Annotated in this window: 28 protein-coding genes; 17 read left to right on the top strand and 11 right to left on the bottom strand. The window is 37.0% G+C overall.

Features of this window, described 5'->3' with window-relative positions:
• Nucleotides 1–30: 30 nt before the first annotated feature.
• From PYW32_RS11070 to PYW32_RS11055, 4 genes are read right to left on the bottom strand one after another with little or no spacing between them, the layout of a single operon-like run.
• The gene (locus PYW32_RS11070) at nt 31–507 is read right to left on the bottom strand and encodes a YehS family protein (RefSeq protein WP_016174229.1); all 477 of its coding nucleotides are present in this window, start codon (nt 505–507) and stop codon (nt 31–33) included.
• A gap of 43 nt (nt 508–550) precedes the next feature.
• Complete coding sequence (locus tag PYW32_RS11065; RefSeq protein ID WP_016174230.1) at nt 551–1,765, bottom strand: hypothetical protein; 1,215 nt, start codon at nt 1,763–1,765, stop codon at nt 551–553.
• Complete coding sequence (locus PYW32_RS11060; RefSeq protein WP_245558565.1) at nt 1,749–1,922, bottom strand: RNA polymerase sigma factor; 174 nt, start codon at nt 1,920–1,922, stop codon at nt 1,749–1,751. The genes PYW32_RS11065 and PYW32_RS11060 overlap by 17 nt, the downstream gene beginning before the upstream one ends.
• 26 nt (nt 1,923–1,948) lie before the next feature.
• On the bottom strand, nt 1,949–2,161 hold the full coding sequence (locus PYW32_RS11055) for a sigma factor (protein WP_016174231.1): 213 nt from the start codon (nt 2,159–2,161) through the stop codon (nt 1,949–1,951).
• A gap of 213 nt (nt 2,162–2,374) precedes the next feature.
• Here PYW32_RS11055 and PYW32_RS11050 point away from each other — a divergent pair, with 213 nt between their 5' ends.
• Entirely contained in the window at nt 2,375–2,779 is a 405-nt protein-coding gene (locus PYW32_RS11050; RefSeq protein WP_016174232.1) for a hypothetical protein, read from the top strand.
• A 32-nt stretch (nt 2,780–2,811) separates the two neighbouring features.
• Here PYW32_RS11050 and PYW32_RS11045 read toward each other — a convergent pair whose 3' ends face one another.
• A complete protein-coding gene (locus PYW32_RS11045) occupies nt 2,812–5,055 on the bottom strand; it encodes an amidase family protein (RefSeq protein ID WP_016174233.1) in 2,244 nt (747 codons plus the stop codon).
• Nucleotides 5,056–5,243: 188 nt separating this feature from the next.
• Here PYW32_RS11045 and PYW32_RS11040 point away from each other — a divergent pair, with 188 nt between their 5' ends.
• From PYW32_RS11040 to PYW32_RS11005, 8 genes are all read left to right on the top strand, one after another.
• Entirely contained in the window at nt 5,244–7,328 is a 2,085-nt protein-coding gene (locus PYW32_RS11040) for a M15 family metallopeptidase (RefSeq protein WP_016174234.1), read from the top strand.
• Between the two features lie 170 nt (nt 7,329–7,498).
• Nucleotides 7,499–7,792: a hypothetical protein gene (locus PYW32_RS11035; RefSeq protein WP_016174235.1), complete on the top strand. Its 294-nt coding sequence runs from the start codon at nt 7,499–7,501 to the stop codon at nt 7,790–7,792.
• 144 nt (nt 7,793–7,936) lie between these two features.
• Nucleotides 7,937–8,089, top strand: coding sequence for a hypothetical protein (locus tag PYW32_RS11030; protein WP_154650059.1), 153 nt, complete (start codon nt 7,937–7,939; stop codon nt 8,087–8,089).
• 304 nt (nt 8,090–8,393) lie between these two features.
• Nucleotides 8,394–9,044: a carbohydrate-binding protein gene (locus PYW32_RS11025; RefSeq protein ID WP_016174236.1), complete on the top strand. Its 651-nt coding sequence runs from the start codon at nt 8,394–8,396 to the stop codon at nt 9,042–9,044.
• A 137-nt stretch (nt 9,045–9,181) separates the two neighbouring features.
• Nucleotides 9,182–9,706: a hypothetical protein gene (locus tag PYW32_RS11020; protein ID WP_016174237.1), complete on the top strand. Its 525-nt coding sequence runs from the start codon at nt 9,182–9,184 to the stop codon at nt 9,704–9,706.
• A gap of 149 nt (nt 9,707–9,855) precedes the next feature.
• Complete coding sequence (locus tag PYW32_RS11015) at nt 9,856–10,830, top strand: nucleoside hydrolase (RefSeq protein WP_016174238.1); 975 nt, start codon at nt 9,856–9,858, stop codon at nt 10,828–10,830.
• A 16-nt stretch (nt 10,831–10,846) separates the two neighbouring features.
• On the top strand, nt 10,847–11,401 hold the full coding sequence (locus PYW32_RS11010) for an ECF transporter S component (protein WP_016174239.1): 555 nt from the start codon (nt 10,847–10,849) through the stop codon (nt 11,399–11,401).
• Nucleotides 11,402–11,456: 55 nt separating this feature from the next.
• Entirely contained in the window at nt 11,457–12,758 is a 1,302-nt protein-coding gene (locus PYW32_RS11005; protein WP_016174240.1) for a coiled-coil domain-containing protein, read from the top strand.
• Between the two features lie 97 nt (nt 12,759–12,855).
• Here the strand turns inward: PYW32_RS11005 and PYW32_RS11000 are convergent, their stop codons facing one another.
• Entirely contained in the window at nt 12,856–13,512 is a 657-nt protein-coding gene (locus PYW32_RS11000; RefSeq protein WP_016174241.1) for a Crp/Fnr family transcriptional regulator, read from the bottom strand.
• A 269-nt stretch (nt 13,513–13,781) separates the two neighbouring features.
• Between PYW32_RS11000 and PYW32_RS10995 the strand changes: the two genes are divergently transcribed.
• The 3 genes from PYW32_RS10995 (at nt 13,782) to PYW32_RS10985 (ending at nt 16,123) form a co-directional block, all read left to right on the top strand.
• Nucleotides 13,782–15,014, top strand: a complete 1,233-nt coding sequence (locus tag PYW32_RS10995; protein WP_016174242.1) for an MFS transporter — start codon at nt 13,782–13,784, stop codon at nt 15,012–15,014.
• 1 nt (nt 15,015) lies between these two features.
• Nucleotides 15,016–15,198, top strand: a complete 183-nt coding sequence (locus PYW32_RS10990) for a hypothetical protein (RefSeq protein WP_016174243.1) — start codon at nt 15,016–15,018, stop codon at nt 15,196–15,198.
• A 91-nt stretch (nt 15,199–15,289) separates the two neighbouring features.
• Nucleotides 15,290–16,123 carry an alpha/beta hydrolase gene (locus PYW32_RS10985; RefSeq protein WP_016174244.1) on the top strand — a complete coding sequence of 278 codons (834 nt, stop codon included), beginning with the start codon at nt 15,290–15,292 and terminating at the stop codon, nt 16,121–16,123.
• A gap of 53 nt (nt 16,124–16,176) precedes the next feature.
• Here PYW32_RS10985 and PYW32_RS10980 read toward each other — a convergent pair whose 3' ends face one another.
• The gene (locus PYW32_RS10980) at nt 16,177–17,226 is read right to left on the bottom strand and encodes an ABC transporter permease (RefSeq protein ID WP_016174245.1); all 1,050 of its coding nucleotides are present in this window, start codon (nt 17,224–17,226) and stop codon (nt 16,177–16,179) included.
• On the bottom strand, nt 17,216–17,935 hold the full coding sequence (locus PYW32_RS10975) for an ABC transporter ATP-binding protein (RefSeq protein ID WP_016174246.1): 720 nt from the start codon (nt 17,933–17,935) through the stop codon (nt 17,216–17,218). The genes PYW32_RS10980 and PYW32_RS10975 overlap by 11 nt, the downstream gene beginning before the upstream one ends.
• A gap of 151 nt (nt 17,936–18,086) precedes the next feature.
• On the opposite strand from PYW32_RS10975, the gene PYW32_RS10970 reads away from it, so the two are divergent.
• The gene (locus tag PYW32_RS10970; protein WP_016174247.1) at nt 18,087–18,377 is read left to right on the top strand and encodes a TetR/AcrR family transcriptional regulator; all 291 of its coding nucleotides are present in this window, start codon (nt 18,087–18,089) and stop codon (nt 18,375–18,377) included.
• Nucleotides 18,378–18,392: 15 nt separating this feature from the next.
• A complete protein-coding gene (locus PYW32_RS10965; protein ID WP_016174248.1) occupies nt 18,393–18,650 on the top strand; it encodes a TetR-like C-terminal domain-containing protein in 258 nt (85 codons plus the stop codon).
• A gap of 96 nt (nt 18,651–18,746) precedes the next feature.
• On the opposite strand, the gene PYW32_RS10960 is transcribed toward PYW32_RS10965, so the two are convergent.
• Together PYW32_RS10960 and PYW32_RS10955 are read right to left on the bottom strand one after the other, a co-directional pair.
• Complete coding sequence (locus tag PYW32_RS10960; protein ID WP_016174249.1) at nt 18,747–19,499, bottom strand: esterase family protein; 753 nt, start codon at nt 19,497–19,499, stop codon at nt 18,747–18,749.
• Nucleotides 19,500–19,509: 10 nt separating this feature from the next.
• The gene (locus PYW32_RS10955) at nt 19,510–20,688 is read right to left on the bottom strand and encodes an ATP-grasp domain-containing protein (RefSeq protein ID WP_016174250.1); all 1,179 of its coding nucleotides are present in this window, start codon (nt 20,686–20,688) and stop codon (nt 19,510–19,512) included.
• Between the two features lie 336 nt (nt 20,689–21,024).
• Here PYW32_RS10955 and PYW32_RS10950 point away from each other — a divergent pair, with 336 nt between their 5' ends.
• Nucleotides 21,025–22,980: a glycosyltransferase family 2 protein gene (locus PYW32_RS10950; protein WP_016174251.1), complete on the top strand. Its 1,956-nt coding sequence runs from the start codon at nt 21,025–21,027 to the stop codon at nt 22,978–22,980.
• Nucleotides 22,981–23,079: 99 nt separating this feature from the next.
• Nucleotides 23,080–23,220, top strand: coding sequence for a hypothetical protein (locus PYW32_RS10945; protein ID WP_016174252.1), 141 nt, complete (start codon nt 23,080–23,082; stop codon nt 23,218–23,220).
• A gap of 40 nt (nt 23,221–23,260) precedes the next feature.
• Here PYW32_RS10945 and PYW32_RS10940 read toward each other — a convergent pair whose 3' ends face one another.
• Nucleotides 23,261–24,043, bottom strand: a complete 783-nt coding sequence (locus tag PYW32_RS10940) for a PHP domain-containing protein (protein WP_016174253.1) — start codon at nt 24,041–24,043, stop codon at nt 23,261–23,263.
• Nucleotides 24,044–24,147: 104 nt separating this feature from the next.
• On the opposite strand from PYW32_RS10940, the gene PYW32_RS10935 reads away from it, so the two are divergent.
• Entirely contained in the window at nt 24,148–24,981 is an 834-nt protein-coding gene (locus tag PYW32_RS10935) for an aldo/keto reductase (RefSeq protein ID WP_016174254.1), read from the top strand.
• The last annotated feature ends 27 nt before the right edge of the window (nt 24,982–25,008 follow it).

Below are 25,008 nucleotides of genomic sequence, written 5' to 3'. Positions count from 1 at the left end.
CAGATTTTTTATCTGATGCGGGTTAGTTGTCTATTTATCCTTGCGGTATTCTAACATTAAACCTTTTAAGAAGTTACGCGCATATTTATCCAAACAAGGTTTATAATTGCGATGACCTTCTTTACGTAGAATCGCGCCGAGTTCTCCTTTAGAAACGTTCACGCCTGCAAGTGCTAAAATGTCTAACATATCTTCACTAGTTAGAGAAAGGGCAATTTTTAATTTCTTTAGCAATAAGTTATTGGCATTGCCATTGTGTAGTTCCAATACAGGTTCTGGGGCTCCTTCACGTACACCACGTTGCGAAGTAATCATACCGTTTAAAAATCGTTCGAAATTTTCATTGGTTAATGCTAATTCATAGTTTTCTTCGTCTTTTTTCTTTAGCATTTCTCGGACTTCTTCTTTAGTAACAGTTACGCCACCTAATTCAAAAATTTTTATCATATCGTTATCTTTAATGTCTAGCGCATAGCGTAAGCGCGTTAAACGATCATTATGATTCATACTTAACACCTTCCATTTCCCTTTGATTATAACAGATTTATGCTTAGTCTGTTTGATACATTGAAAAAATCGCCAAATCTTCTAGTGTAACGTAATGGAAGTTATCCAACGTGACAAAGGTAGAATAGATTGATTTAGGTAGTGCGACTTCAATATGACTAAATTCCAGTTCATCGTTTTTTAAAGAAGTGAGTGCGTTTTGATAGTCTTGTTTCTGATGAAATATTCCTGCAGTATACTGAACAAAATTATCTTCTGGATGGTTCAGAAGATAAGTGAAGTTAGAAATCAAAAAACTTTTAACATCATCTTCGGTCATAGACGGTCTTATTGTACCGGTTGGGCTAATTAATTGTGGGTAGTCTTTTTCTAACTGTTCAATAAATACTGAATCATATTTTGGTATATTAAACCCACTTAGCGTATCAGTATAATTATTTTCATAGTCTAATCTCACACCTAAATTATCAAAGCCTTTTAACGTTGCTGTATAGAAAGTAACTTCTGGATGCTCCGAAATAAATTGTTGTAGGTTGTCCCAAGTAAGTGGTTTTGGAAACGGCAATTTCAATTTTAACCAAGAAGATTCAGGTAGCTTCTCAATTTTAGATTTTAACGTTCCTGGCGATGTATCCTTTTCATGATCAACAAGATAGTCAGGTAGTACTAAATGTTGATGATAAATTAATGACGGATTCACATTTGTCTCTGCTTGGATACTAGCTACTTTTCCTTTATTTATCACGTAGGTGTTTATGCTTGGATTCCCTTTAAAATCGTTGAAGTTCATTTGATGAACTTCGTACGTTGCAGGGCCAATTTTAGTAATAGAAGTATTTACAAAACGATCTTGTTCGAGAGCAACTTGCTGATAAACGCGCTGGTATAATTCCATCTTACTTGGTTGTAACTTGCGGAAATCACCGTTTTCATCAAGTTTTTGATTTTCTAAAGGGTTGTAATAATAGGCATCCAATAATTTTGGTATCAGATAGCTGCTACCACCGATAATCAATAGCACGACTATAGTGATGATGGCAGTTACTCGGTAAAGGCGCTGACGAATTTTTTGTTTTACTTGTTTATCTTCTTTAAAAGCAGAGTCACTGGTTGGGGGGAAATCTTCTAATTCCTCATGTTCCAGTAAATAATCAAATAAAGCAGTGGCATCCTGTAATTCTTTTTCAAATATTGTAGCTTCAGCATCGGTCATTTCATTGTTTTGATATTTTTCTAATCGTTCACGATAATTTTTCATTACTTAATACCTCCTTCAATTGTTTTCTGCCGCGATATAACAACACTTTGACATTGCTTAGCTTTAAACCAGTAATATCAGCAATATTTTTTATCGACATATCCAAAAAGTAATAGGATACTAGAATTTCTTGGTAGGGCTCTTTTAGATGCGCAATTGCTTGATAGAGTTGTTCATGCTCGTTTAATTGGATAAATTTATGGAGTAAATCGTCGGTTTTTTCTTTTCTTTTCGTTGTTTGTCAAAATAATAATTGCGCATGACACGAAATAACCGTGCTTTATAATTGGTATCTTCTAATTGGTCATAAATTAATAAAAAGCGATATAAGGCTTCTTGTACAAGGTCTTCAGCTTCGTAGTGTGACCTTGTAAGAGAGAGTCCATAGAGGAGCATGGAAGGATACACGTCTTCTTAATATAACGTTTGATTGTCAGAAAGGTTACAAATTTCTTCGTTGATTGATAAAACATAGCATAACCAATCCTATTGTGGTTTCTAATCAAAGAATTTCTATTTGTAGTAACTACTATTATTTATAGGGGATTGATTCTTATGTATGTGCAAGCTATTTAACATTTCGTGGTACAATAAATAGAGGTGACCATCATGAAAAAAACAATCGATTACTTGTTACTATCTATTGTCCCGTTACTGGTCTTACTGCTAAATGTTTGGGTCCAACAATTTGTTCGTAATTTTTACACTAGATTTTATGTATTTCCAGTGATGATGCGTTTTTTACCAATTATTGTTTTGTTGATTACGACAGCGTTAGTGATTGTTATTGTGTTACGTACGTTGCGTTATAGAGACGAAGCGAGTTATCAGTGGTTGTTGTGTCTTGATTTTGTGGTGTATTTGATAGGCTCAGTGGCACTGATTCTAAAATTCACGTTACTTGCTCATTCAGTTGTTATGATAAATAGTATATATTATTTGCCCATACTTGCCGGTTTATACTTAGGTCTGTGGTTCTATATATTTGTTACAAAAAAGCAACATCAATTATAGTTTTTACTATAATTGATGTTGCTTTTTTGCATTTAATTCTTTATTTTTCGCCAACCGATGATGCCGCTAGTTAAGACTATGATACTAACGCCAAGAATTGGCCACGTATTTTCTATTTCGCCAGTTTTAGGCAACTGTTCAGTACGTTGGTCTTTTCTAGCAGCGGATTTCTTTTGTCCTGTTTCTTGAGAAGGACGGGTTGTTGCTTTCGGTTTTGTGTTATTTTTCGTGTTACTGGATTGTGAGGTAGCTTTACTTGAAGAATCTTTCGTATGACTAGATGAAGATGTCGTTTCATGACTGGATTCTGTTGTATGATGCGTATCGCTCTCACTCGTAGGTATTGATTCAGTTGTACGTGATGATGACTCTGTTTCAGTTGTTGATGTTATCGTTGTGCTCGATTCTAAACTATTGCTCGATGTACTGCTTGTTTCGGTACTAATCGATTGCATAACATTTTCATCGCTTGATGCTGTACTACTCGATTGCGTTGTTTCTTCACTGGATTCAGTTGTATCTTCTGAACTGGAATTCCCTGTTTCATCTGGTTCTTCTGGTAGTTGAGCGGCTTGATTAAACTGTTGGTTATCTTCAAATAATTGTCCTACTGCCAATAACAAGCGATCGTTGTTTTGTGCTGCCATAAATTGAATCCCTAATGGTAATCCGTCTGCTGATACATAGGTTGGCAAACTGATAGCTGGTGTTCCTGTTAAATTAGCAACTTGTGTAAATGGCGTGTGGGTTAATCCTGGCAACCATTGATCGTAGACGAGTTGTAATTTTTCTTCTTTGGTTAAATTTTCCATCTGTTTAATGGCTTCAATATGTTCAGGAAGCATCGCTGTATCATTTAACAAAGGTGCAGTTGTTGCGGTTGTTGGTGTTAAAAATAACGGATATTGTTCTTGGAAAGCTGCAAGTTCGGCACCGATTTGTCGTACATTTTCCCAAGCTTGATCGACATCTTCTTTGGTTAAATCTTTACTTGTCTGGAACAATGCCCATGTTGTCCAATCCACATCATCAATTTCCACCGGTCGCTTGGCTTGTTGTTTGGCTAAGAAATCAATTATCCCCATCGAACTAGCGCCAATGGTATAATAATTTTCCATCAATTTGACACCATCGTAAGGTTGCTCAACTTCTTCTACTTGAAAACCTTGTTCACGTAAAAAAGCAACCGCTGTTTCTACGGCTTGAATTGCCGCTGGGTCCACTGGTGTTCCGACAGGTGATTTGGTTGAATAAGCAATTTTTATTTCTTGAGACAATGGGATATTAGGTAGTTCTTGTGTCTGAAACGCATTAAATAAAGCAATCGTATCGGCCATGGTTTTTGTTTCCGCAAAATGGCTTGTTTGTCCACGTTCACTAGCTGAATTGCCAACTAACACTCCTCGTGACGGTTTCATTCCAATAATGCCATTCCAAGCGGCAGGAATACGAATTGAACCACCCGCATCACTACCAGAACCTACTGGCGCATAACCTAAGGCAACTCCTGTAGCAGAACCACCCGACGAACCACCTGCTTGATACAAAGGATTCCACGCGCTACCTGTGGGCCCATAAAGTTTAGAATTCGTAATATTTTTTAAGCCCATTTCAGGATAATTGGTTTGTCCAATTACGATAAATCCAGCATTTTGAAATGCTTTTGTAAATGTTCCTGTGGATCGAGAAACGACATCTTTGGCAAACGTTAATCCATTGGAGTTGCTTCCGCCAGCAATGGTATGACCTAATCCTTTCAGAATTAATGGCACACCTAAGAAAGGTTGCCCGTTGTCTTCCAAATCTGCCGCTTCTTTTAAGGCTTCTGCTTCGCGTAACGAAATCATTGCATGAAAGGTATCCTCTTGTTCATGTATTTTTTGAAACGCATATTTTACTAACTGTACACTGGTGACTCGTTGTTGGCGGACAGCTTCTGCTAGTTCTAAAGCTGAACTATTTTCATAATCAGCTAAGGTGAACGTTGTTGGCAGTTCTTCATCGGAACTTTCCACGATGGCAGAAGAACTTTCAATCGAGGATTCCGTTGTTGTGATTGAAGTGCTCTCATTTGTTGCCGATGTTGGTGCGTTTTCTTCTGATAAATGAGTACTTTCAGATAAATCAACCGAAGATAACACATTTTCTGTTGTCGATTGAGCCACTTCATTGGTTGAATCGATGGTGTCTAACACACCTGTAGATAATGGAATAAGTAACGTACTTGTTGCTAACAATACTCCCCAGCGTTGCCATTTAAGTCCTAATTTCTTCATAAGCATCCCCTTTAAAATAACAAAAATAATTACAGTTATTAGGCTAAAGGAAAGGGACGTATCTGTCAATTTAATTGATTAATAGGAGGATTTTTATTCATGAAAATCCTTATAGCTGACGAAACGGTGCTCTTCTCTTGGATGAATTTGTTATACTAGAAGTGTAATCGATTTTTAGGAGGGAAAATATGAAAAAACAGCTAAGAAAATGGTTGGTTATTGTATGGGTTATGGGAAGTTTTCCGCTGAAAATAGTTGCTGACGAAATGTCTACCACACTATCTGATTCAGAATCTTCGGTTACTCCTACTGAATCCATCAGTAAATCGTTAAGTGAATCGTCAGAGGTACAGATATCTGCCACGTATGAAAGTTCATTAGTTGAAACAACAGAAAGCTTATTGGAAGAGACGACGGATAGTGAAAGCATAACAACAAGTGAATCATTGATTGAAGCGTCTAGTACTGTTTCGAGTGAATCGGTTGAGACATCAACATCAGAAGCTGAAATACTGGAGACAACAACTAGTAGTTCAGAAGAAGCGCTATCAGACACAATGGAAACGAGTGACGAACCATCTGTCCAGTTATTTAGTCAATCAATTGTTCTTCCATATGGAACAATTATTTCAACGACTAAGGTTTGGGATGATGGACTTAAAAATGAAATCGATACTACTGCTAATTTTATCAATCAAACAGTAAAAGTAGAGAATAAAGTAACAAAAAATAATGTAACCTATTACAAAATTTCCACAAAAGATCGTTCAATAGGGTATGTTGAAGAAAAATCATTAGAACTAACCAAGGAAGCCAATGGAAAATACAATGGTTATGGTAGATTTGTAACTGTCCAAAACGACCAATATATGTGGCAAAATTTTTCATGGCAAAAACGTACAACTAATGCAGCAAAAAAGAACCATACGTACCAAGCGAGAGGGTACTATCAACATTTTAATGGCAGTCGTTATCTGACGTTATATGATGATCAAGGCAAGTGGATGGGTTACACGAACGAAAATAATGTGGTACTTGCGGAAGGTCGCCAAGGTATTTATCAGGCTAACCATCAGTATGTGACTGTTATAAATGATCAATACATGTGGCAAAATTTTTCATGGCAAAAACGTATAACTAATGCAGCAAAAAAGAATTATACGTACCAAGCGAGAGGTTATTATCGACATATAAATGGTAATCGTTATCTGACATTATATGATAATCAAGGCCAATGGATGGGTTACACGAATGAAAACAATGTGCGGATTGCTAGTGGCCGCCAAGGCATTTATCAAGCGGATAGCAAATCTGTTACGGTGACGAACGATCAATATGTCTGGCAAAATTTCTCATGGCAAAAACGTACGACTAATGCAGCGAAAAAGAATCATACGTATCAAGCAAGAGGATATTATCGACATATGAATGGTAGTCGTTATTTAACACTATATGATAATCAAGGCAATTGGATGGGCTATATTAATGAAACTAGTACTAAAAAAAGTGTTAGTTTGCAAGGGAATGCTATTCCAATAACAAAGCGGGTAACAATCCCCGTGTCAAACTATGATGTCTGGCAAAATTTTAGTTGGGAACGAAAAACAACCGCTAAGAAACTTAGTGGTAAAGTTTATCAAGTGAAGGTTTATTACAAACATGCGAATGGTTCAATCTACTATTCTCTATATGACAGTAATAATAAATGGCAGGGCTATATTAATGCGACAGGCACAAAAACTGTCGAAGTCAAGCAGGGAGTGACCTATGTTGATGGTATTTTAATTGCGAATAAGAAACATGCGTTACCAGTCAGCTACAATCCAGGTGAAAATGCCACTGCAGGAGGGAAATTCCGTCAATTATTACGAGCAATGCAATTGTTGAATTTAGATGTGAGCAATAGTTATAGTGGTTTTCGTTCATATAGTTATCAAAATGTACTGTATCAAAATTACGTACGACTTTATGGACAAGCTGCTGCTGATCGCTTCTCTGCTCGCCCAGGATATTCTGAGCATCAAACGGGTTTAGCATTTGACTTAATTCATACGAATGGTGCATTGTTGGAACGAAGCCGTGAAGCAAATTGGTTAGCAGAAAATGCGCATCAACACGGGTTTATTATCCGCTATAAAGCAGGGAAAGAGTCAATTACTGGTTACCAATATGAACCGTGGCATGTTCGTTATGTAGGAAATCAAGCGAGTGCGATTTATCGTTCGAATAAAACATTAGAAGAGTACCTAGGTATTCCTGGTGGTGGTTATTAACTTCAACAAATGACTGTGTGTTTACTCACACGGTCATTTTTTGTCTGCTGTTACTTAAAAAAATACGAACGTTTCTGTAATCGAAAAAAATGTATTGATTTTTAAATTTTAGAACTATATAATTTCTATAATCGAAACATTTGGTTGCGGAATAAAAAGGTTGTGAAAAAATGAAAATAAGAAAAAAAGAGTTTGGAACTGAAAAAAATACCGCACCGTTGCCAACATTACATGACAAAGTTTCTGTTTCTAAATTAACGTTAAATCGCTTATATATCATTGTATCCATTGGTTTTTGGGTTACATATGTGTCGTCTACTATTTTCAATCAAATGATGAATAAACATTCTGATTTTAAAATGGTAGTCGAAGCAGCGTTATATATTTTAATTGTGACATTGCTAAATTTTTCAGCACTGGTCTATTTGTTTTCTAGAGAAGGTGCATTTAGAAGGTTCAACTAGCATACACGAGTACCTCGAGAAAGAATTGATGCTCATTTTGAAAAACAGCAACCATCGATTACTGTGTTAGTGCCTTCTTACGATGAAGAAGTCTCTGTTATTCGCAAAACCTTGCTTTCTGCTGCGCTACAGGAATATCCCAAGATGCGCGTTGTCCTTTTAATTGATGATAATCCTATACAAAAAAATCCAGAAGCAAGGGAAAAATTAGAAGCTACAAAAAAGTTAATTCAAGAAATTACAAATCTGCTACAAGAACCACGTGCTCATTTTGAACATGTGCTACGGGTATTTTAGAATGGGAAAAAGACTAAGACCGTTTCAGATGATCGCTTACGAGCAATTGCTAGAGAGTATACCCGTGCTGGCGATTGGTTAAGGCAAATGGCAAAAAAAGAAGTTGATGAAGACCACGTAGATAAATTTTTTATTGAGCAAGTTTTACACGATTTAGCCAATGAATTGTATTTGGTGGCTAAAGCATTAATTACAGCAGCTAATCAAGATTCGGCAATTGAACACCATCACGTCCATCAACTGTATTGTCGATTAGTGTGGATATTTAGCGTAGAGATGGATTATTTTCAAGGATGCCGAAGAATTGAATCAATTTGCGCAAAAAGTACAGCTAGGACGTATGTCTATGTGGTCAGCAAATCGAGATCGAAAATCAAATCCAGATTATCTTCCAACAGCCCTCGTTTCGGATATTTATAGTGGAGTTGAACAAGAGAATCAAGCCTTTGCACAACAATTACAAAAGAATCTAACCGGTAAAATTGCAGAAAGTGCTAAGCTTGTCACAGCTTCTGATATAACGAAAGATGAGCTCCAAAAACCAGATGATCCAGCTACTAGTCCATATCCTATTTGGTCAAAAGAAGGCGTCTATTTAGCGCAAACAAAGATTGTTTGGCGTCATAATGTCTATGAAGCTAAATGGTGGACGAAAGGCGATGCACCAGATAGTCCAATTTTACGTGCTGAAGAACCGCCATGGCAGTTACTTGGTCCTGTACTTCCTGGAGAAAAACCATTGCCGCAATTGACTCTTCCAGAAGAGACCTATCCTAAATGGGCAGAAGAAACCATCTACAAAGCAGGTCAGCGTGTGATGTTTGAAGGGATTGCTTATGAAGCCAAATGGTGGAATAAAAATGAAAATCCAGAAGTCGCGTTAACCAATTTTGAAACTTCTGCATGGAAAGCTTTGTCTCAAGAAGAAATTAAAACTATTCTAGAAGAAAAATAAACTTTTCAGATAATTTCCAGAAAAAACACAAACATACGCTCCCCTTCTTATGGTATACTATAAACGGAATTTAATGTAAAAGAGGGGTTCGTATCGCTAGAAAAAGAAGGAAAACGCTCAAGAGTCGTTTTAAAAAAATGATGCGTAAAATCACGCGTAATTTGAAAAAAATGCCACCATCAACAGCTATTTCTTTGTCTTCGGTGGGGGCAAGTTTATACGGTGTGTTGGGAGAAGGCTTTGTAAAATTTTCGAATTATAATTTGATTACGTTATTTAATCAAATGGAAAGTGTCATTAAACGCTGGGCAGCATTTAGTCCAGAATTATTGATGAAATATCGGGACAATTTTCAATTGTTTGATATTGCCAAATATGCATTAGTCGGTGTGCCGTTGGTTATTTTGGTTTTACATTTTCTTTCATCGAAAAAAAGTCAGATTATCGCTTTTGTTTTTTCTATTGTACAGTTAGGGATTTTTACCTACTTAAATAGTTATACAGGACAAGTGGTATCGACAGTTTCCAACGACTACACGACCAATTTTGTTCGTTTGCTGTTAGATAATCAAAATAATATGTTTGGCATGCCAGCATATTCATTGATGGTTGGAGTAATCGGATTAATTTTAACGTCTTTATTTAAAGCTGTGAAGCGCTAGAAATTTCTAGTGCTTTTTTTCATTCGCTACTTTTCATTTAAATTAATTTACGGTATGATGAGAAACGTGCATGAAATCGAGAATTTCTCGGACTGGTTCGAAACTTCCCAGGATAAAAATACTAGATACCTCTTGAAAGGAGGTTGGAAATGCAACAACGAAAAGTCATTATTGATTGTGACCCAGGAATTGATGATACCTTAGCTTTAATGCTTGCTGTACAGGCACCTGAACTTGATATCGTTGGGATTACCGTAGTTTGTGGAAATGTGCCGGTTGAATTAGGTGTTGAAAATACTTTGCGCTGTTTAGAACGCTGTGAGCGGTTAGACATTCCTGTTTATCAAGGAGCAGCGAGTCCTTTGAAGCGAACATTTGTTAGTGCGCAAGATACGCATGGGATGGATGGATTAGGGGAGACTTATTTTTCGAGAACATCTGAAAAAACTGTCGAAACTCAGGATGCAGCTACTTTTTTAGCTGAAACATTTGCCAAACCAACTGACATCTCAATTATCGCTTTAGGTCCATTGACCAACATTGCGCAAGCTTTGCAGAAAAACCCGCAATTAGGAGAACACCTGCAACGATTTGTCTCAATGGGTGGCACATATAAAAGCCATGGGAATTGTTCACCGGTAGCCGAATATAATTATTGGTGTGATCCGGATGCAGCAGCGTGTGTCTATGAACAGTTGTCTTGTATGATTGAAATGATTGGTTTAGACGTGACACGTGAGATTGTTTTTACACCAACACTCATTGAATACTGCAAGCGAATAAATCCAGAAATCGGTCAATATCTGCAAGCAATTACACGTTTTTATGTGGATTTTCATTGGCAGCAAGAACACATTTTAGGCTGTGTGATTAATGACCCCTTAGCAGTAGCCTATTTTATTGATCCAACGATTTGTACGGGTTTCAAGAGCTTTACTGCTGTGGAAACAACGAGCATCAGTATGGGACAAACACTCGTAGATCGCTATGATTTTTGGCAGAAACCTGCCAATAGTAAAATTTTAACTAAAGTGGATACTTATTCTTTCTTCGGGAAGTTTTTAGCCGTTATTCTTCATGCACAAGAAGAACTGATTCAAACGGATTTAAAAAACTTACGATGAGGATGAATAAACACTTATGAATCAAATAAAAACAGTTTCTACGCGAACAATTACTATTGTCGCACTAGCGTTAGCTTTAAACTATGTTGGCGGAACTATTGCGTTATTTTTACGCTTACCTATTTATTTGGATACGATTGGAACGATTTTTGCAGCCGTATTGTTAGGACCGATTTACGGCGCAATCGCAGGCTTGTTAAATGCCATTTTGAGTGGTGTGACGACTGATTTATTTGCACTGTATTATGGTCCGGTTCAAATTATTACGGGCTTTTGTGCAGGCTATTTCTTGAAAACTCGTTTAGAAGGCAAACAACTATTTTTTACGACTTTATGGATTTCGCTACCCGGCACGATTATTGCAACGATTATCACAGTTGTGTTATTCGGAGGCATTACATCTTCGGGTTCCAGTATCATTGTTCAACTATTGCGTGGTTTTGGTCTGCCACAAGTCGGCAGTGTCTTGTTGGTTCAAGCAATGACCGATTATATCGATCGTTTCGTGTCAATTGTGTTAGTGTTGACGGTGACTGCTCGGATGAATCGACGTTTGATTAAAAAGTACTAGGAGAGTCCTAGTGCTTTTTTTGTTTACCCTAGTTGTAAAAGGAGGGGGCAAAAGGATGAAACGAAACAAGCAATGGGGGATTTATGGACTCACATTTGGGAGTATCCTTGGCGCGACTTTTTTGCAACCAAAGGAAGTCAACGCGGATGCTTGGCAGGTAAACTCAGTGGCAGACATCGCAAGTCGAATAGATGAAACGTCTCGTTCCTTAACCATGATTGAAGGAGATACGATTTGGAATATCGGTGTCGCATTAAATATCAAACATCCGATGCAATTATTAGCTGATAATGGCTACCAAAACGGAGAGCAATATACGTTACCTGTGGGTACTGTGATTTCTTGGGATGGCAATTATGTCATGGTTACTGATGGGCAAAATGAAGTGATTGGTGAGCAAGTCGTGACGAATAATGAAAAAATGAATCCGGAGCAGACGATCGCGAATCAAATATCGGATGAACCGCAAACAGAAGAAATAAAAGCTAAAATTGCTGCCCAACAAGCAAAAGTCAGTGAAGCACGAGAAAAATTGGCTGCAAGTACTACACAACAAACAGCAGAAACTACCACAGAAAAAGTTTCAGCAAATCCTACTAAAAAACAAGAATTAGCAACTTCTTTAAGTGAAAAAAAAGCAGAACTAGCAAACTTAAATGAAGAAATTCAAACGGCACAAGAGATTTTAGAAACGAGTGAAGAGTTTGATGCACAAGCTAAAGCGCAACAAACAGTAGCCGAAGCTGAAGTGAAACGCCAACGCCTGGAAACAGAAATCACTATTTTGGAATCTGAATATGCTGCTGCAAGTGACTTAGATGTTGCGACCAATCAAACGAGCGAGATAAAACACCAAACATACCAACAAACTATTTTGGAGCAAGACCAGATTCTACAAACACTTCAAGAAGAATTAAAACAACAAACCGTTATCGAAGTCAAACAAACACAAGCGGATGTGTCAGCTATTTTAACTAAAACAGCAACGGTGATTGCTGACAATCAAGTACTAGACGCAGTAAGTGAACAACTTCGCCAGAAGAAAGAACAACAAACAGACTTGACCGAGCAACTGGAGCAAGCTCAACAAACCTATCAAGCTGCACAAAAAGCGTATAACAACTGGTTAGATACAATGATACCTAATACAGAAGGTGAACAGTTGGCCACGACACTAGCAGAAACTGAAAAGCAAAAAGATACCATGTACGAACGTTTTGTGACAGAATTACTAGATTTTGATGCGTTACGTGTCGCATTGTTCGATTTAGCAACACAACTAAAAACGTATCCACAAACATCACAATTAGAAGACATTCATCAAGAAATTACAGAAACAATCCAGCGTTATGAATAAAGCAAAGAGACATTTCTTTTAATATATAAACGCATTCGAAAGTGATTTTTAAATCTAGTGCATATGCTTCCTCATGTGAGGAGGCATATTTTTATATTTACACGACCATATTTTCTTTAATCGCATCCAAGTTTTTGATTAAAATTTTGCGATGCTGGATGGTGATTGCCCCGGATTCTCGTAGTTGTTGCATCATACGATTGACACTACTTGCAGAAGTGATACCACAAAAATGGGCAATTTCTTCATTGGTGATGACAAAATCAATCAAATAGCCTTCGTTTGTTTTGACACCAAAGAGTTCGTATAACTCATACAGTTGCGTACAGACAGCACCAAATTTGCCGTTCATCAACATTTGTTGCATTTTTTTCATAGATTGTAGTAAATTGACTCGATAATATTCTTTCACATAATTTTGCAGTTGGGGACTTTGATTAATATCTTTCCAAAATTGCACGCGATCAATTTGATAAAGTTCGGCAGTTTGTGACTCGACACGGATATTAAAAGGCGCATCGATGAATTTAGAATATTCATCTCGTAGCAAAGACACAATTTCCAATCCCGTAATATACCGCAAATTAAATTCACGACCATCATGGGAAATCACGCTTGTTTTAATGATTCCTTTTTTTAAAATATACGCCGAACTATCTTGTAATCCTTCATACATTAAATATTTTTTCTTTGATTTTACAACCACAGGAAATGAGTGACTATCTAAATAATCTTGTAAGACTTGTTTCTCCATTATGTAGACTCCTTTTTACTTATTCTCTAGCATTTAAGCGCAGAAACTTACGAAAAACAATAACAAATGTTAATAACATTTGCAAAGAAGAAATGTTATTAGCAAATTATCTGTACAAAGTGACATTTTTTGTGCAAAAAAAATTTGTATAATGCAATTTGTGAAAGAAATTTTCATGAAAATGGTGCAATTGTCGAGAAGCATCATTTTTGTAAAAAGAATAGGTTGTTTTTTCACAAATTTATTAGGTAGAAGAGGTGCACAAACGAATGGGAAAGTCGGAAAAAGAAATGGAAGTAGAGGTAACACCCGATAAACTATTTAACAAAGGATTTATTGGAATTACCTGCATTAATTTTGTTGTTTATTTGGTCTATTATTTATTGATGGTGATTATTGCTGTGATTGCACAAGAGCAATTACATGCAACTTTAGGACAGGCGGGATTAGCTTCAGGCATTTATATTATTGGGACATTATTCGCGCGTCTGTTAATGGGCAAAAAATTAGAATCGTATGGTCGAAAAGCGGTGTTACGTTATGGGTCCATGTTTTATTTAGTAACAACGATTGCTTACTTATACGTACCGTCAATGGGTAGTTTATATTTGGTACGCTTATTGAATGGATTCGGTTACGGCACAGTTTCGACTGCAACCAATGCGATTGTTACCGCCTATATTCCTAAATCACGTAATGGTGAAGGAATTAATTATTATGGTTTAAGTACTAGTTTAGCAGCAGCGATTGGTCCGTTTATTGGGATGATTTTATTAAATACGACGAATTTTTATTTTATTATTTGTTTTTCTATTGTTTTAATTACGGCGACGACGATTGCAAGTTTCATATTTCCTGTTAAAAATATTGTGCTATCTTCCGCACACAAAAAAATCGCTGATTCATGGGCGTGGGAAAGTTTTATTGAAAAGAAAGTATTGTTTATTACGTTTATCGCTTTTTTAATGGGGTTGGCGTATTCTAGTGTCTTAGCATTTCTTTCTTCTTATGCGCAAGTGATTCATTTAGTGAGTGCCAGTTCTTTTTTCTTTGTGGTTTATGCACTCGTCATTACATTGACTCGCCCGTTATCTGGTCGTATTTTTGATGCGTATGGCGAAAATTATGTGATGTATCCTAGTTATATTTGCCTCACTATAGGATTGTTGTTATTAAGTGTGACCTCAAGTAGCTGGGTGTTGCTTGTCTCTGGCGCTTTTATCGGATTAGGTTATGGTACTTTCATGTCGAATGGACAAGCGATTTGTTTGAAAAAATGTGACGGACATCAAATTGGTGTTGCCTTATCGACGTATTTTATTGGTTTGGATTTAGGATTAGGTGTCGGCCCGTATTTGTTAGGTGAATTGCGAACAATCCTGTCTTTTCAAGGTGTTTATCGGATTGCTAGTTTATTGCCTATTGCGTGTATTCTTTTGTACGCTCTTTTTTATCAATCCAACGAACCTTTGCCACAATTACAACCTAAAGGAGAGAACTAACATGCAAGTAGAGGAACAATTCATGGAATTAATGAAACAAAGTTTAGCGACACTGACAGAAATTAATCATAAATTAGAAGATATTGAAGCCAATACACAAGCAATTGACCATCAGCAACAAACCTTGCGCCAATCGGTCTATTGTTTGCAACAAGTAATGGAAAATGATAATTTCATCGGTTAAGTAGTCATCACCTCGTAAAAAGTCTAGGAAGATAGGAAACTCAAGGATATCATGCTAAAATAGAACAAATAGACAATGATGAGGTGTGCCGATGAAGAAACCGATGAACTATTACTTGCCAATTATTTCCCATTATTTAGATGTTCCTTATGATGACAAACCGCGTCGTGTACGGGTATTGTTACCAAGAGATTATGATATGTATGTTGAAGAATCTTATCCAGTGGTGTATATGCATGATGGTCAAAATGTCTTTTATAGTAAAGAAGCCTATTCTGGGCATTCATGGAAATTGATTCCTTTAATTAAAAATAGCGTAGATTTACCTAAAATGATTATCGTTGGAATTGATAATGCCGGCGAAAATCGTTTAGATGAATACACACCGTGGCCATTTGAGTTACAAGAAGAGGTCGAAAGTCATGGACATCCAGGAGGAATGGGGATTCCTCATGGGGAATGGATTGTGGACACTGTCAAACCATTTATTGACAAACATTACCGTACGAAACCAGAACGTGAACATACCGCTTTGGCCGGAAGTTCATTAGGTGGGTTGATTACTGCTTATATGGGCGCGGCGTACCCAGATATTTTTGGTTCATTAGGAGTCTTTTCATTAGCTTCTTGGTTGAGCGAAAATGCCTTTTTGGATTTTATTGATAAACATCCATTACATCCTGAAACGAAAGTATATATTCAAGTAGGAACAGAAGAAGGCAATGAAGTCGATGAAACGTTTGTCAACAAAAACATTAATCAAGCATACATTGATAGTTCGTTGTGGTATTACCAAACAATGTTACGCAATGGCCATGCAATGGAAAACATTTGGTTACGTATTTTAGCTGATGAACACCATTTTGAAAAATATTGGGCCGATCATTTTGGGGAATATTTACAATTTACTTTCCACGATAAATAAACAAAACAATCAGAACAGAAAAGATGTCTTTTTTGTTCTGATTGTTTTGTTTATTAAACTTTACGATATTTGCGTAATCCTAAAATATTGGCGATGGTAAAGACGAGCGCAAATAACACTAAAATAGCTAAATCAACAGCAATCGTATCGAAATCTTGCCCCTTATACATCACATTTGTCAACGCATCACCGGCATAGCTTAGTGGTAAAAATTTGCCAATGGTTTGGACCCAATGTGCCATGGTATCGAGTGGAATAATGCCAGCAAAAAAGATTTGTGGAACCACCACTAACGGAATAAATTGCATCATTTGAAATTCCGAAGAAGCAAATGTTGACACGAATAATCCCATCGCTAAGGCGACAAAAGCAATCAATAGATTAATCACAAAAACCCACAATAAATTACCCGCAATCGTTAAATTCAGAATATAAGTCGCGTATACCACGATTAAAATAGTCTGGATAATGGCAAACAAACCGTAACCAGTCATGTAGCCAAAAATAATCTCGCTACGTTTGACGGGTGTTGCCAATAAGCGCTCTAAGGTTTTCTTGGTTCGCTCACGTAAAAGCGAAATTCCTGAAATTAAGAAGACAAAGAAAAAAACAAAAAAGCCGATTAAAACAGGAAATAACGTATCAAAAAAATCGGACTCTTCCTCGCCGTAAACATATTGATTGGTGATCGTGTAAGCAGGTTGTTGGCTAGCATTTGGCATCGTCGCTTGTGCACTACGCATCAAAATAGTTGGTAACAAAGCAGCTAATTGTTTACTTTTTGTTGGATCAGCATTTTCATAAGTGACCGTTAATGTTGTACCAGAAGCAGCAATCACTGCATCGACATCGTGTTGTTCAATGAAGTGTTTGGCAGTCTCATTGGTGGTTATTTCCTTTAAAGTAATAGTGTCTGGGAATTGTGCCACGAGTGCTGCTGGCACATCACGATCCCCGACAGTTAATTGTTCATCCGTCTCACGGTCAAAGACCACATGCATCAATGTTAAAATAAACAGAGGCGCAATCATCATCAAGACGAGTGTTCGTTTGTCGCGAATCATTTCTTTTAAAATTCGTTGAACTAATGCTTTATAGCGCATGTTTTTCTACCTCAGCTTTCAAGAAGACTTCTTCAATTGTTGTTGCTTGAAATTGTTTTTTCAACGCTTGTGGCGTACCTAGTGCGAACAATTGACTGTCAATAATCAATCCAAGTTGATCACATTTTTCAGCTTCATCCATGACGTGAGTCGTCACGAGGATGCTTTTTCCACGAGTCGCTAAGGCACGTAATTTTTGCCAAATTTCTACGCGTAGTCGTGGGTCAATCCCCACAGTTGGTTCATCTAAGATTAATAGATCTGGATCAGATAATAACGTAATTGCTAACGAGAGTCGCCGTTTCATTCCTCCCGAATAATTTTTGACCGCCGTGTGTTGACAATCAGTGAGTTTCATTAATGCTAATTGTTCGTCACACGCTTGTTTCAATGCTTTTTTCTTCAATCCCATCATTTGACCGAAGAAGACTAAATTTTCTTTCTCTGTTAATTCCTCATAAAGTGCATCTTCTTGAGCCATATAGCCAATTCGTTTTAAAATTGCTCGATTGGGCATCTCGGTTTCCAATACCCGACTTGTTCCTTGGGTGAGTTTTTCCATACCCATCAAACATTTGACGAGTGTGGATTTTCCAGCGCCACTGGGACCAATTAAACAAAGGATGGTTCCTGTATCGACAGTTAAAGAAACATCATTTAAGGCAGTAAAGTGTTTAAATGTTTTTGTTGCATGAGTTAATTCAATCATTGGCCTATTTTTTCCTCCTCAATTAGACACGATGTCTAATAAAAAGTATACTCACATTGTAAGCCAGTTTTGGTGAAATACAATTGAAAAAAAGAGATAGTAAACATTTAGAGCGAATTCGTCTAGTAAAATTGTATGAAGGAGGAAAAAGATGGAAGATGCCTTTTTAGATGTGCGTGTCCAACGAACCATGCGAAAGATTACGCACGCATTAGTTGAATTATTAAAGGAAAAAAGTTTAGCAGAAATTAGTGTCAAAGAAATTATCATCAAGGCGCGTATTAGTCGAGGGACGTTTTATTTACATTACAAAGATAAAAATGACTTAATCCAAAAATTAAAAGACAATTATTTGCATCATTTTTTTCCAAAAATCCATGCCGCGTTCGATGGACAGCGGGTGGACTTTTTCTTAGAAGCATTGAATTTTTTGAAAGATTAAGGCGAATTAATTGCCTTGTTATTATCAACAAATGGGTCACTAGAGGTTCAAAATGATATTCGGAAAGTATTGCAACAATATGGTAGAAAATATTTAGTGAAACAATTAAAAGGTGAGTCACTAACACCTTTAGAAGAACATTATTTTGTCATTTATTATAGCAATGCTGCGTTTAGTGTCATGCAAGAATGGATTAATCGAGGACAAAAAGAGACACCAGAAGAAATGATGAAGATTTTAGATGCGATTGTACCACGCGAGTTTTTTCAATAAAATTAAGTAAAAAAAGTAACCGAGTAAAAAGTAACCGAGTACTATAAAATGACAGACGCTCATTTTATAGTACTCGGTTATGTTAATAGACAACGATTAAATTTTACCTTGTTGCTCCAAGGTGCCAAAGAAATAAGGCAATTGGTTACGCCATGCGTCCCAATCATGAGGAACATCATGTCCCCAATAATCAAACCAACCAGGAATTCCTTTTGCTTCAAAAATATGTTGCAATTCACGTGTTGCAACAATATGTGGTCCTTCCCAATCACCTTGACCGACACAGACGATAAACGTATTTTGACGGTAATGGTCTAAGAACCAATTGTCGTCCATATTTTTTAGGTAATCAACAGGTGAATTGAAATACACCGCTTGATCGCCGTAGAAATCGCCAGTGAAGAAACGTGCATCATAAACCCCACTTAATGCGACACTTGTATCAAAAATATCTGGATGACGTAAGGCAAAGTTGACAGTATGGAAACCGCCCATGCTACAACCCGTAGCAATCATCGCACCACCCCAATTGGATTCATAACGAATCAAAGGAACTAATTCTTCCACGATATATCGATCGTATTGGTTGTGTGTTTCACCAATATCATGAGGACTACGGTTTGTTGCTAACCAAGATTCGTTGTCCAACGAATCAGGGGTATAAAATTTAACTAGTCCACGGTCAATAAATGACTGACACGCTTCAATCATACCAAAATCAGCAAATTCATTTTGGCTTCCACCAGAAGAGGGGAAAACAATGACAGGTTTCCCTGCATGTCCATAAACATTAAAATGCATTTCGCGATTCAAATGACCGCTATAATGACTTCTTCTTTCAAACTGCATAAAAAACCTCCTAATATTTTTCACGAATAAATGCGAAATAATCAAATAACTGTTCTTCGGATGGTGTTCGTACGAGATAACCTTCATCACCCATAATGGCTGCAAAAATACCAGGAATCGTTTGAATGTTAATTAGATTTTCGCCTAAATAGTCGCGAATTTCATCATTTGAATGAACATAGTTATATGTTTTATATTGTCTTGAAACATAACCACAGTAATAAGGACGATCGACAGAACCGTAAAATGTATTATCTTTGACAACATTTGCATATTCTTTAAAGATGTCGATGTCGTTTCCGTAGTTAAACATATCAATAGTTGAACCACCAGGCGGACGCATATTCACTTCTAATGGTAATAATGTACCGTCAGCAATGCGGAAAAATTCAAAGTGGAAGAAACGTTCTTTGGCATTGAAAGCTTCCACCATTTTGACACCCATTTCATATAAATCTTCAGGTACTTCACGTGATAAATAGAAATACATATCATCATTTTTTTCAACGGTTTCTAAGACAGCGACATTATAAAGTAAGCTAGAATGGTAGACAATATTACCATCGCGGTCAGCCAATCCATCGAAGGTTACGATATCGCCGGGAATGAATTCTTCCATAATATACGTGACTTCTGGATGACGAATGTCAAAGAAATGTGCTAATTCTTCGTCGTTATTAATTTTGTACGTATCGCCAGCACCAACACCGCTGTCTGGTTTAATGATGACTGGGAAATTTAATTCATGTGCTAAATCGAACCCATCATTGCGTTCGTAAAAGACCCGTCCATTCGCCACTGGTAAACCAATGCTGCGGAAGACTTCTTTCATTGCTGATTTATGTTTAATTGCATCTAAATCATTTTCTTTGTACCCGAAAACATTAAAGTCGGTACGTAAGCGAGCATCTAGTTCTAACCAATGCTCGTTGTGAGATTCAATGCGATGAATGCGCCCGTATTTATGCGCAAAGTAAGCGACAGCACGATAGACTTGGTTATAGTCTTCCATATTGTCTACTCGATAATAATCAGTTAACGAGTTTTTTAAGGTTTGAGACAGTTGTTCATAAGGGACATCCGCAATTCCAAGAGTATTAAAACCAGTTTCTTGTAGACGTGGGGCGAAAGTAGCAAAGTTATCTGGGAAGTGCGGTGAAATCATAACGAAATTTAAATTGTTTTCCATACGTATCACCTTTTATAGTTTTTATTGTTAATCATAGCATATTATCTTTTTGAAATCTAACTGTTTTTTTAATCTTCTGTCATCGTTTTCCAATCAAAAAAGAGCGAGGATTTTGAAAGGGGATTTAGACAAATGTTGCAAAATGACTAGTTGGTTCGGGTATCTTTTGACAAAAAAATGGCTTTTTAGTATGTTAAATGAAATAGATGTAGACGAAACAGTTGTTGAGCAATTGTTTATTTTTTTGAAAAAATATGAAAAGAAAATAGAATTTTCAGAAAAATACAAGTGTTTGGTTTAACTAATCTTAAAATAAGCATTATCGGAGGAACCTGAATGGAGCAAATCATTTACTTTGATTTAATTTTTGTGTTGTGCTTGTTAGGAATTTATTTTTTAGCAAAGAAATACCAGTTGTTTAAAAACATTTTAATCGCTGTGTATCTGCTATCAACGTTGGTGTATTTAGTATGGCGTGTCGGGTATACGTTACCGCTAAATGAAGGAATTTTGAGTTTAATTGCAGGGATTTTATTGCTGGTTGCTGAAGTTGGTGGTTGTATTTTATCACTCGTTTTTTATCGTATGTTTATCAATAAAAACAAGCGCCCAACAGAAAGTTTGGCTAAATTAAAGGGACAGTATCCAACGGTAGATATTTTTATCGCTACCTATAATGAAGATGAAATGATTTTAAAACGTGCAATTTTAGCGGCGCGCAATCTTCGTTATCCACAAAAAGAAAAAGTAAATGTGTATGTGCTAGATGATGGGCATCGCGAAGAAATCAAACAACTTGCGCAAGGTTTAAATGTGCACTATTTGGATCGTGAAGACCATGCACACGCTAAAGCAGGCAATTTAAACAATGGCTTGTTACATAGTCAAGGCGAATTAGTTGTCACGATGGATGCAGACATGGTTCCGCGAGAAGATTTTTTAGAGCGAACAATTGGTTATTTTGCAAATGAAAATTTAGGTTTTATTCAAACGCCACAAACATTTTTTAACCATGATCCGTATCAGTTTAATTTATTTGCGGCAGAAAATATTGGCAATGACCAAGATTTCTTCATGCAAAGTATTGAAGCACAAAAAGATTTATTTAATGCGACGATGTATGTGGGGTCCAATGCGATTTTCCGCCGTCAAGCGTTAGTAGATATTGATGGTTTTGCTACAGGTGTCATTACTGAAGATATGGCAACTGGCATGTTGATTCAAGCAAAAGGTTGGGAGACTCGTTTTGTAAATGAAAACTTAGCGAGTGGATTGGCACCAGAAACCTTTGGTGATTTAATCAAACAGCGTGATCGTTGGGCGCGTGGGAATATTCAAGTCATTCGTAAATGGAATCCAATGCACTTAAAAGGCTTGTCTTGGATGCAAAAAGTCATTTATATGGATGGAATTCATTACTGGGTATCGGGTGTGTACAAAATGATTTTCCTCTTAGCACCTGTATTGTTTCTATTGTTTGGAATCTACAGTTTAAAAGCTTCTCTCGCAGGAATTTTATTGTTTTGGTTCCCATCTTTCTTTGCGTCTCAATTAGCTTTTAATGTCGTTAGTGAAGGCAAACAAACGGTGTTGCTCACGAATGTTTATGAAACAGTGATGGCGCCGTACATGTCGTATGCGGTAATTGGTGAAGGATTATTTAAAGCGAAGAATAAATTTGTGGTAACGCGTAAAGGTGTTAGTTTTGATAAAACGTATTACAATTGGCACTTAGCGATGCCGGTATTGGTCTTATTAGGACTAACATTCCTTGCATTTATCAAAGCGGTCTTGGTGATGAGTGGGGTGATTCCGTTTGCTGAAAACCACAACGCGATTTATATTAATGTGTTTTGGTTGGGATATAATTTAATTGCCTTAATTCTAGCCGCTTTTATGCCATTTGAACGGCCACGTTTCCGTAAAGCAGAGCGGTTTACTACCGATAAACAGGTACAATTGGTTACCACAAATCAGGTAATTGCTGGTCAACTCACAGATTGGAATGAAGTCGGTGCCGGAATTGTTCTCGAAAACCAAGAGACAATTCTACCGGAGACATTTGATTTAGTAGTGGATGGTTACCGTATTCGTTGTCGTGCGACCAAGCGCCAAGGAAAAGTTATTGGCTTGATTTTTGAAGAAGTATCTGAAGCAGCGTATAGCTATATTCTTACGCAAACGTACGCATTAGCTTCAACCAGCTATCAAGCACCCGTGAAAACCAATCGTGTCTTCCGAGTGTTAGGAAAAACGATGACTCAACATACTCGTCGCCTGTTTCAACGTTAAATTGACGTAACAGCCTTACGTTTTACAAATGTGCAGTTCTTTTTTATAATTAAATTATACAAATCGTTTTGTATAAATCTGATAAGGGAGAGGATTCGTATGACCGACAAAACAAAAGAAAAAGTTTACGCCGAACGTCAGCACTCGTACAAGTCAGAAAAAGAGAAGATTTTTAAAGAGGCGCAGAAAGAAGCAGTCAAAAACAAAGTAATCGAACCCAAAGAAAAAGAAGAAAAATAATAAAATCCCCAGCAAAGACTTTTCTTTGCTGGGGATTTCTTTACGGTAATTCAGTGAAAAAGCGGTCATTCCCTTGAAAAACAACCAATTGTTTGACGTCAAATTCACGCAATAAATGCGCCATTTCAGGAAATAACAACCGGTAGTCTTCAGCCACATGAGCATCTGATCCTAGCGTGAATAATTTTCCACCTAAACTTTGATATAAGGGAATCGCATAACGATAAAGTTTTTCATTTTGATAACGACCAAAGCTTTTAGCATTAATTTCCATGGCTAATTCACGTTGAATCACTTTCTTGAAGATGGTAATCAATTCTTTTTCAAAATGACTTTCTAATTCTTCTGGTGTAAAGTCAAAACGACGTAACCCGTATTCAAAGTGGGTTAAAATGTGTCCGTCTGGAAATGAATCGAGGACTTCTGACATTTGGTCAAAGTACATTTTTGCGACAGCAAATTTGTCTTTCGTTAAAACGATATCGTCCATATAATCGAATTTGCCATTTTGGTGAATACTTAATAATTTCAAATCATACGTATGTGTTGCCAGATACTCTTGGATCTTGGCTTCTTGACCAGGAACCACGCCTAATTCAATTCCACGTAAGAAAGTGGTATCGTATTGTTCATTTAATTTAGCTAATTTTTTTGTTAAACGTGTGTAATCAGGAATATCGTCTTTAAAGCCCGTGCCAGCATTTTCTAAATCAAAGTGATCGGTTGCGACAAAAAATTCAGGTTGATTCACAAGATAATTTTCGAATTGTTCCTCTGAGTCAAAAGATAAAAACGTGTGTAAATGTTGATCGTAATAGTTCATGCAAGAGCCCCCTTTTTTTCAAACAGTACCACAATTTTGCCAGTTGCGCTAGTGGCGATTTTTTAATATATTATGTTATCCTTTTAGATAGAGGAGGGGGAAGTATGCAAGAATTCTATGAATTATCCGATGGTTTTCAAATTCCCAAAATTGGTTTTGGTACGTACAGTTTAAATGGTTCTTATGGAACCCGTGTCATCGAACAGGCGTTAAATGTCGGGTATCGCTTGCTTGATACAGCTTTCAATTATGAAAATGAAGGAGCAGTTGGACGCGCGATTAAAAATAGTAGCGTGCCGCGTGACCAAATTACGGTCGCATCAAAACTGCCGGGAAGACACCATCGTTACCAAGAAGCAATGGTCACTATTGAAGAATCTGTCGCACGTTTAAACTTGGACTATGTCGATTTGTATCTGATTCATTGGCCGAATCCTATTCAAAATCAGTATGTTGAAGCATGGCAAGCATTAATTGATGCCCAAAAAGCAGGGTTAATTCGTTCGATTGGCGTTAGTAATTTTTTACCTGAACACATTGAACGCTTGGAAAAAGAAACGGGCGTATTACCTGTCATCAATCAAATAGAACTGCACCCACACTTCAATCAAGCAACGCAACGGAATTACAATGCTTCTAAAAATATTATTACAGAAGCGTGGAGTCCTTTAGGGCGAGCAACCGAAATTCTGAAGCATCCTGTGTTAAAGGAAATTGCTGTCCGTTATGGAAAATCGATTCCGCAAATTATTTTACGCTGGCAATTACAACTAGGTGTCTTGCCGATTCCTAAAGCATCGCATATTGCTCGTCAAAAAAATAATTTGGCAGTAGTTGATTTTGAATTACGTAGTGAGGATATGATGTTAATTGCTTCCTTGGATAAAGAAACTGGTCGCTTACAGCAACAAGATCCAGCTGTTTATGAAGAATTTTAAGGGGAAAAGAGAGCTTGTCTCTCTTTT

It is taken from the genome of Enterococcus saccharolyticus subsp. saccharolyticus (assembly GCF_029023825.1).
Classification (GTDB): domain Bacteria; phylum Bacillota; class Bacilli; order Lactobacillales; family Enterococcaceae; genus Enterococcus_F; species Enterococcus_F saccharolyticus.
The sequence above is the reverse complement of the archived record's forward strand: the minus strand, read 5'-3'. Positions and strand labels throughout refer to the sequence as shown.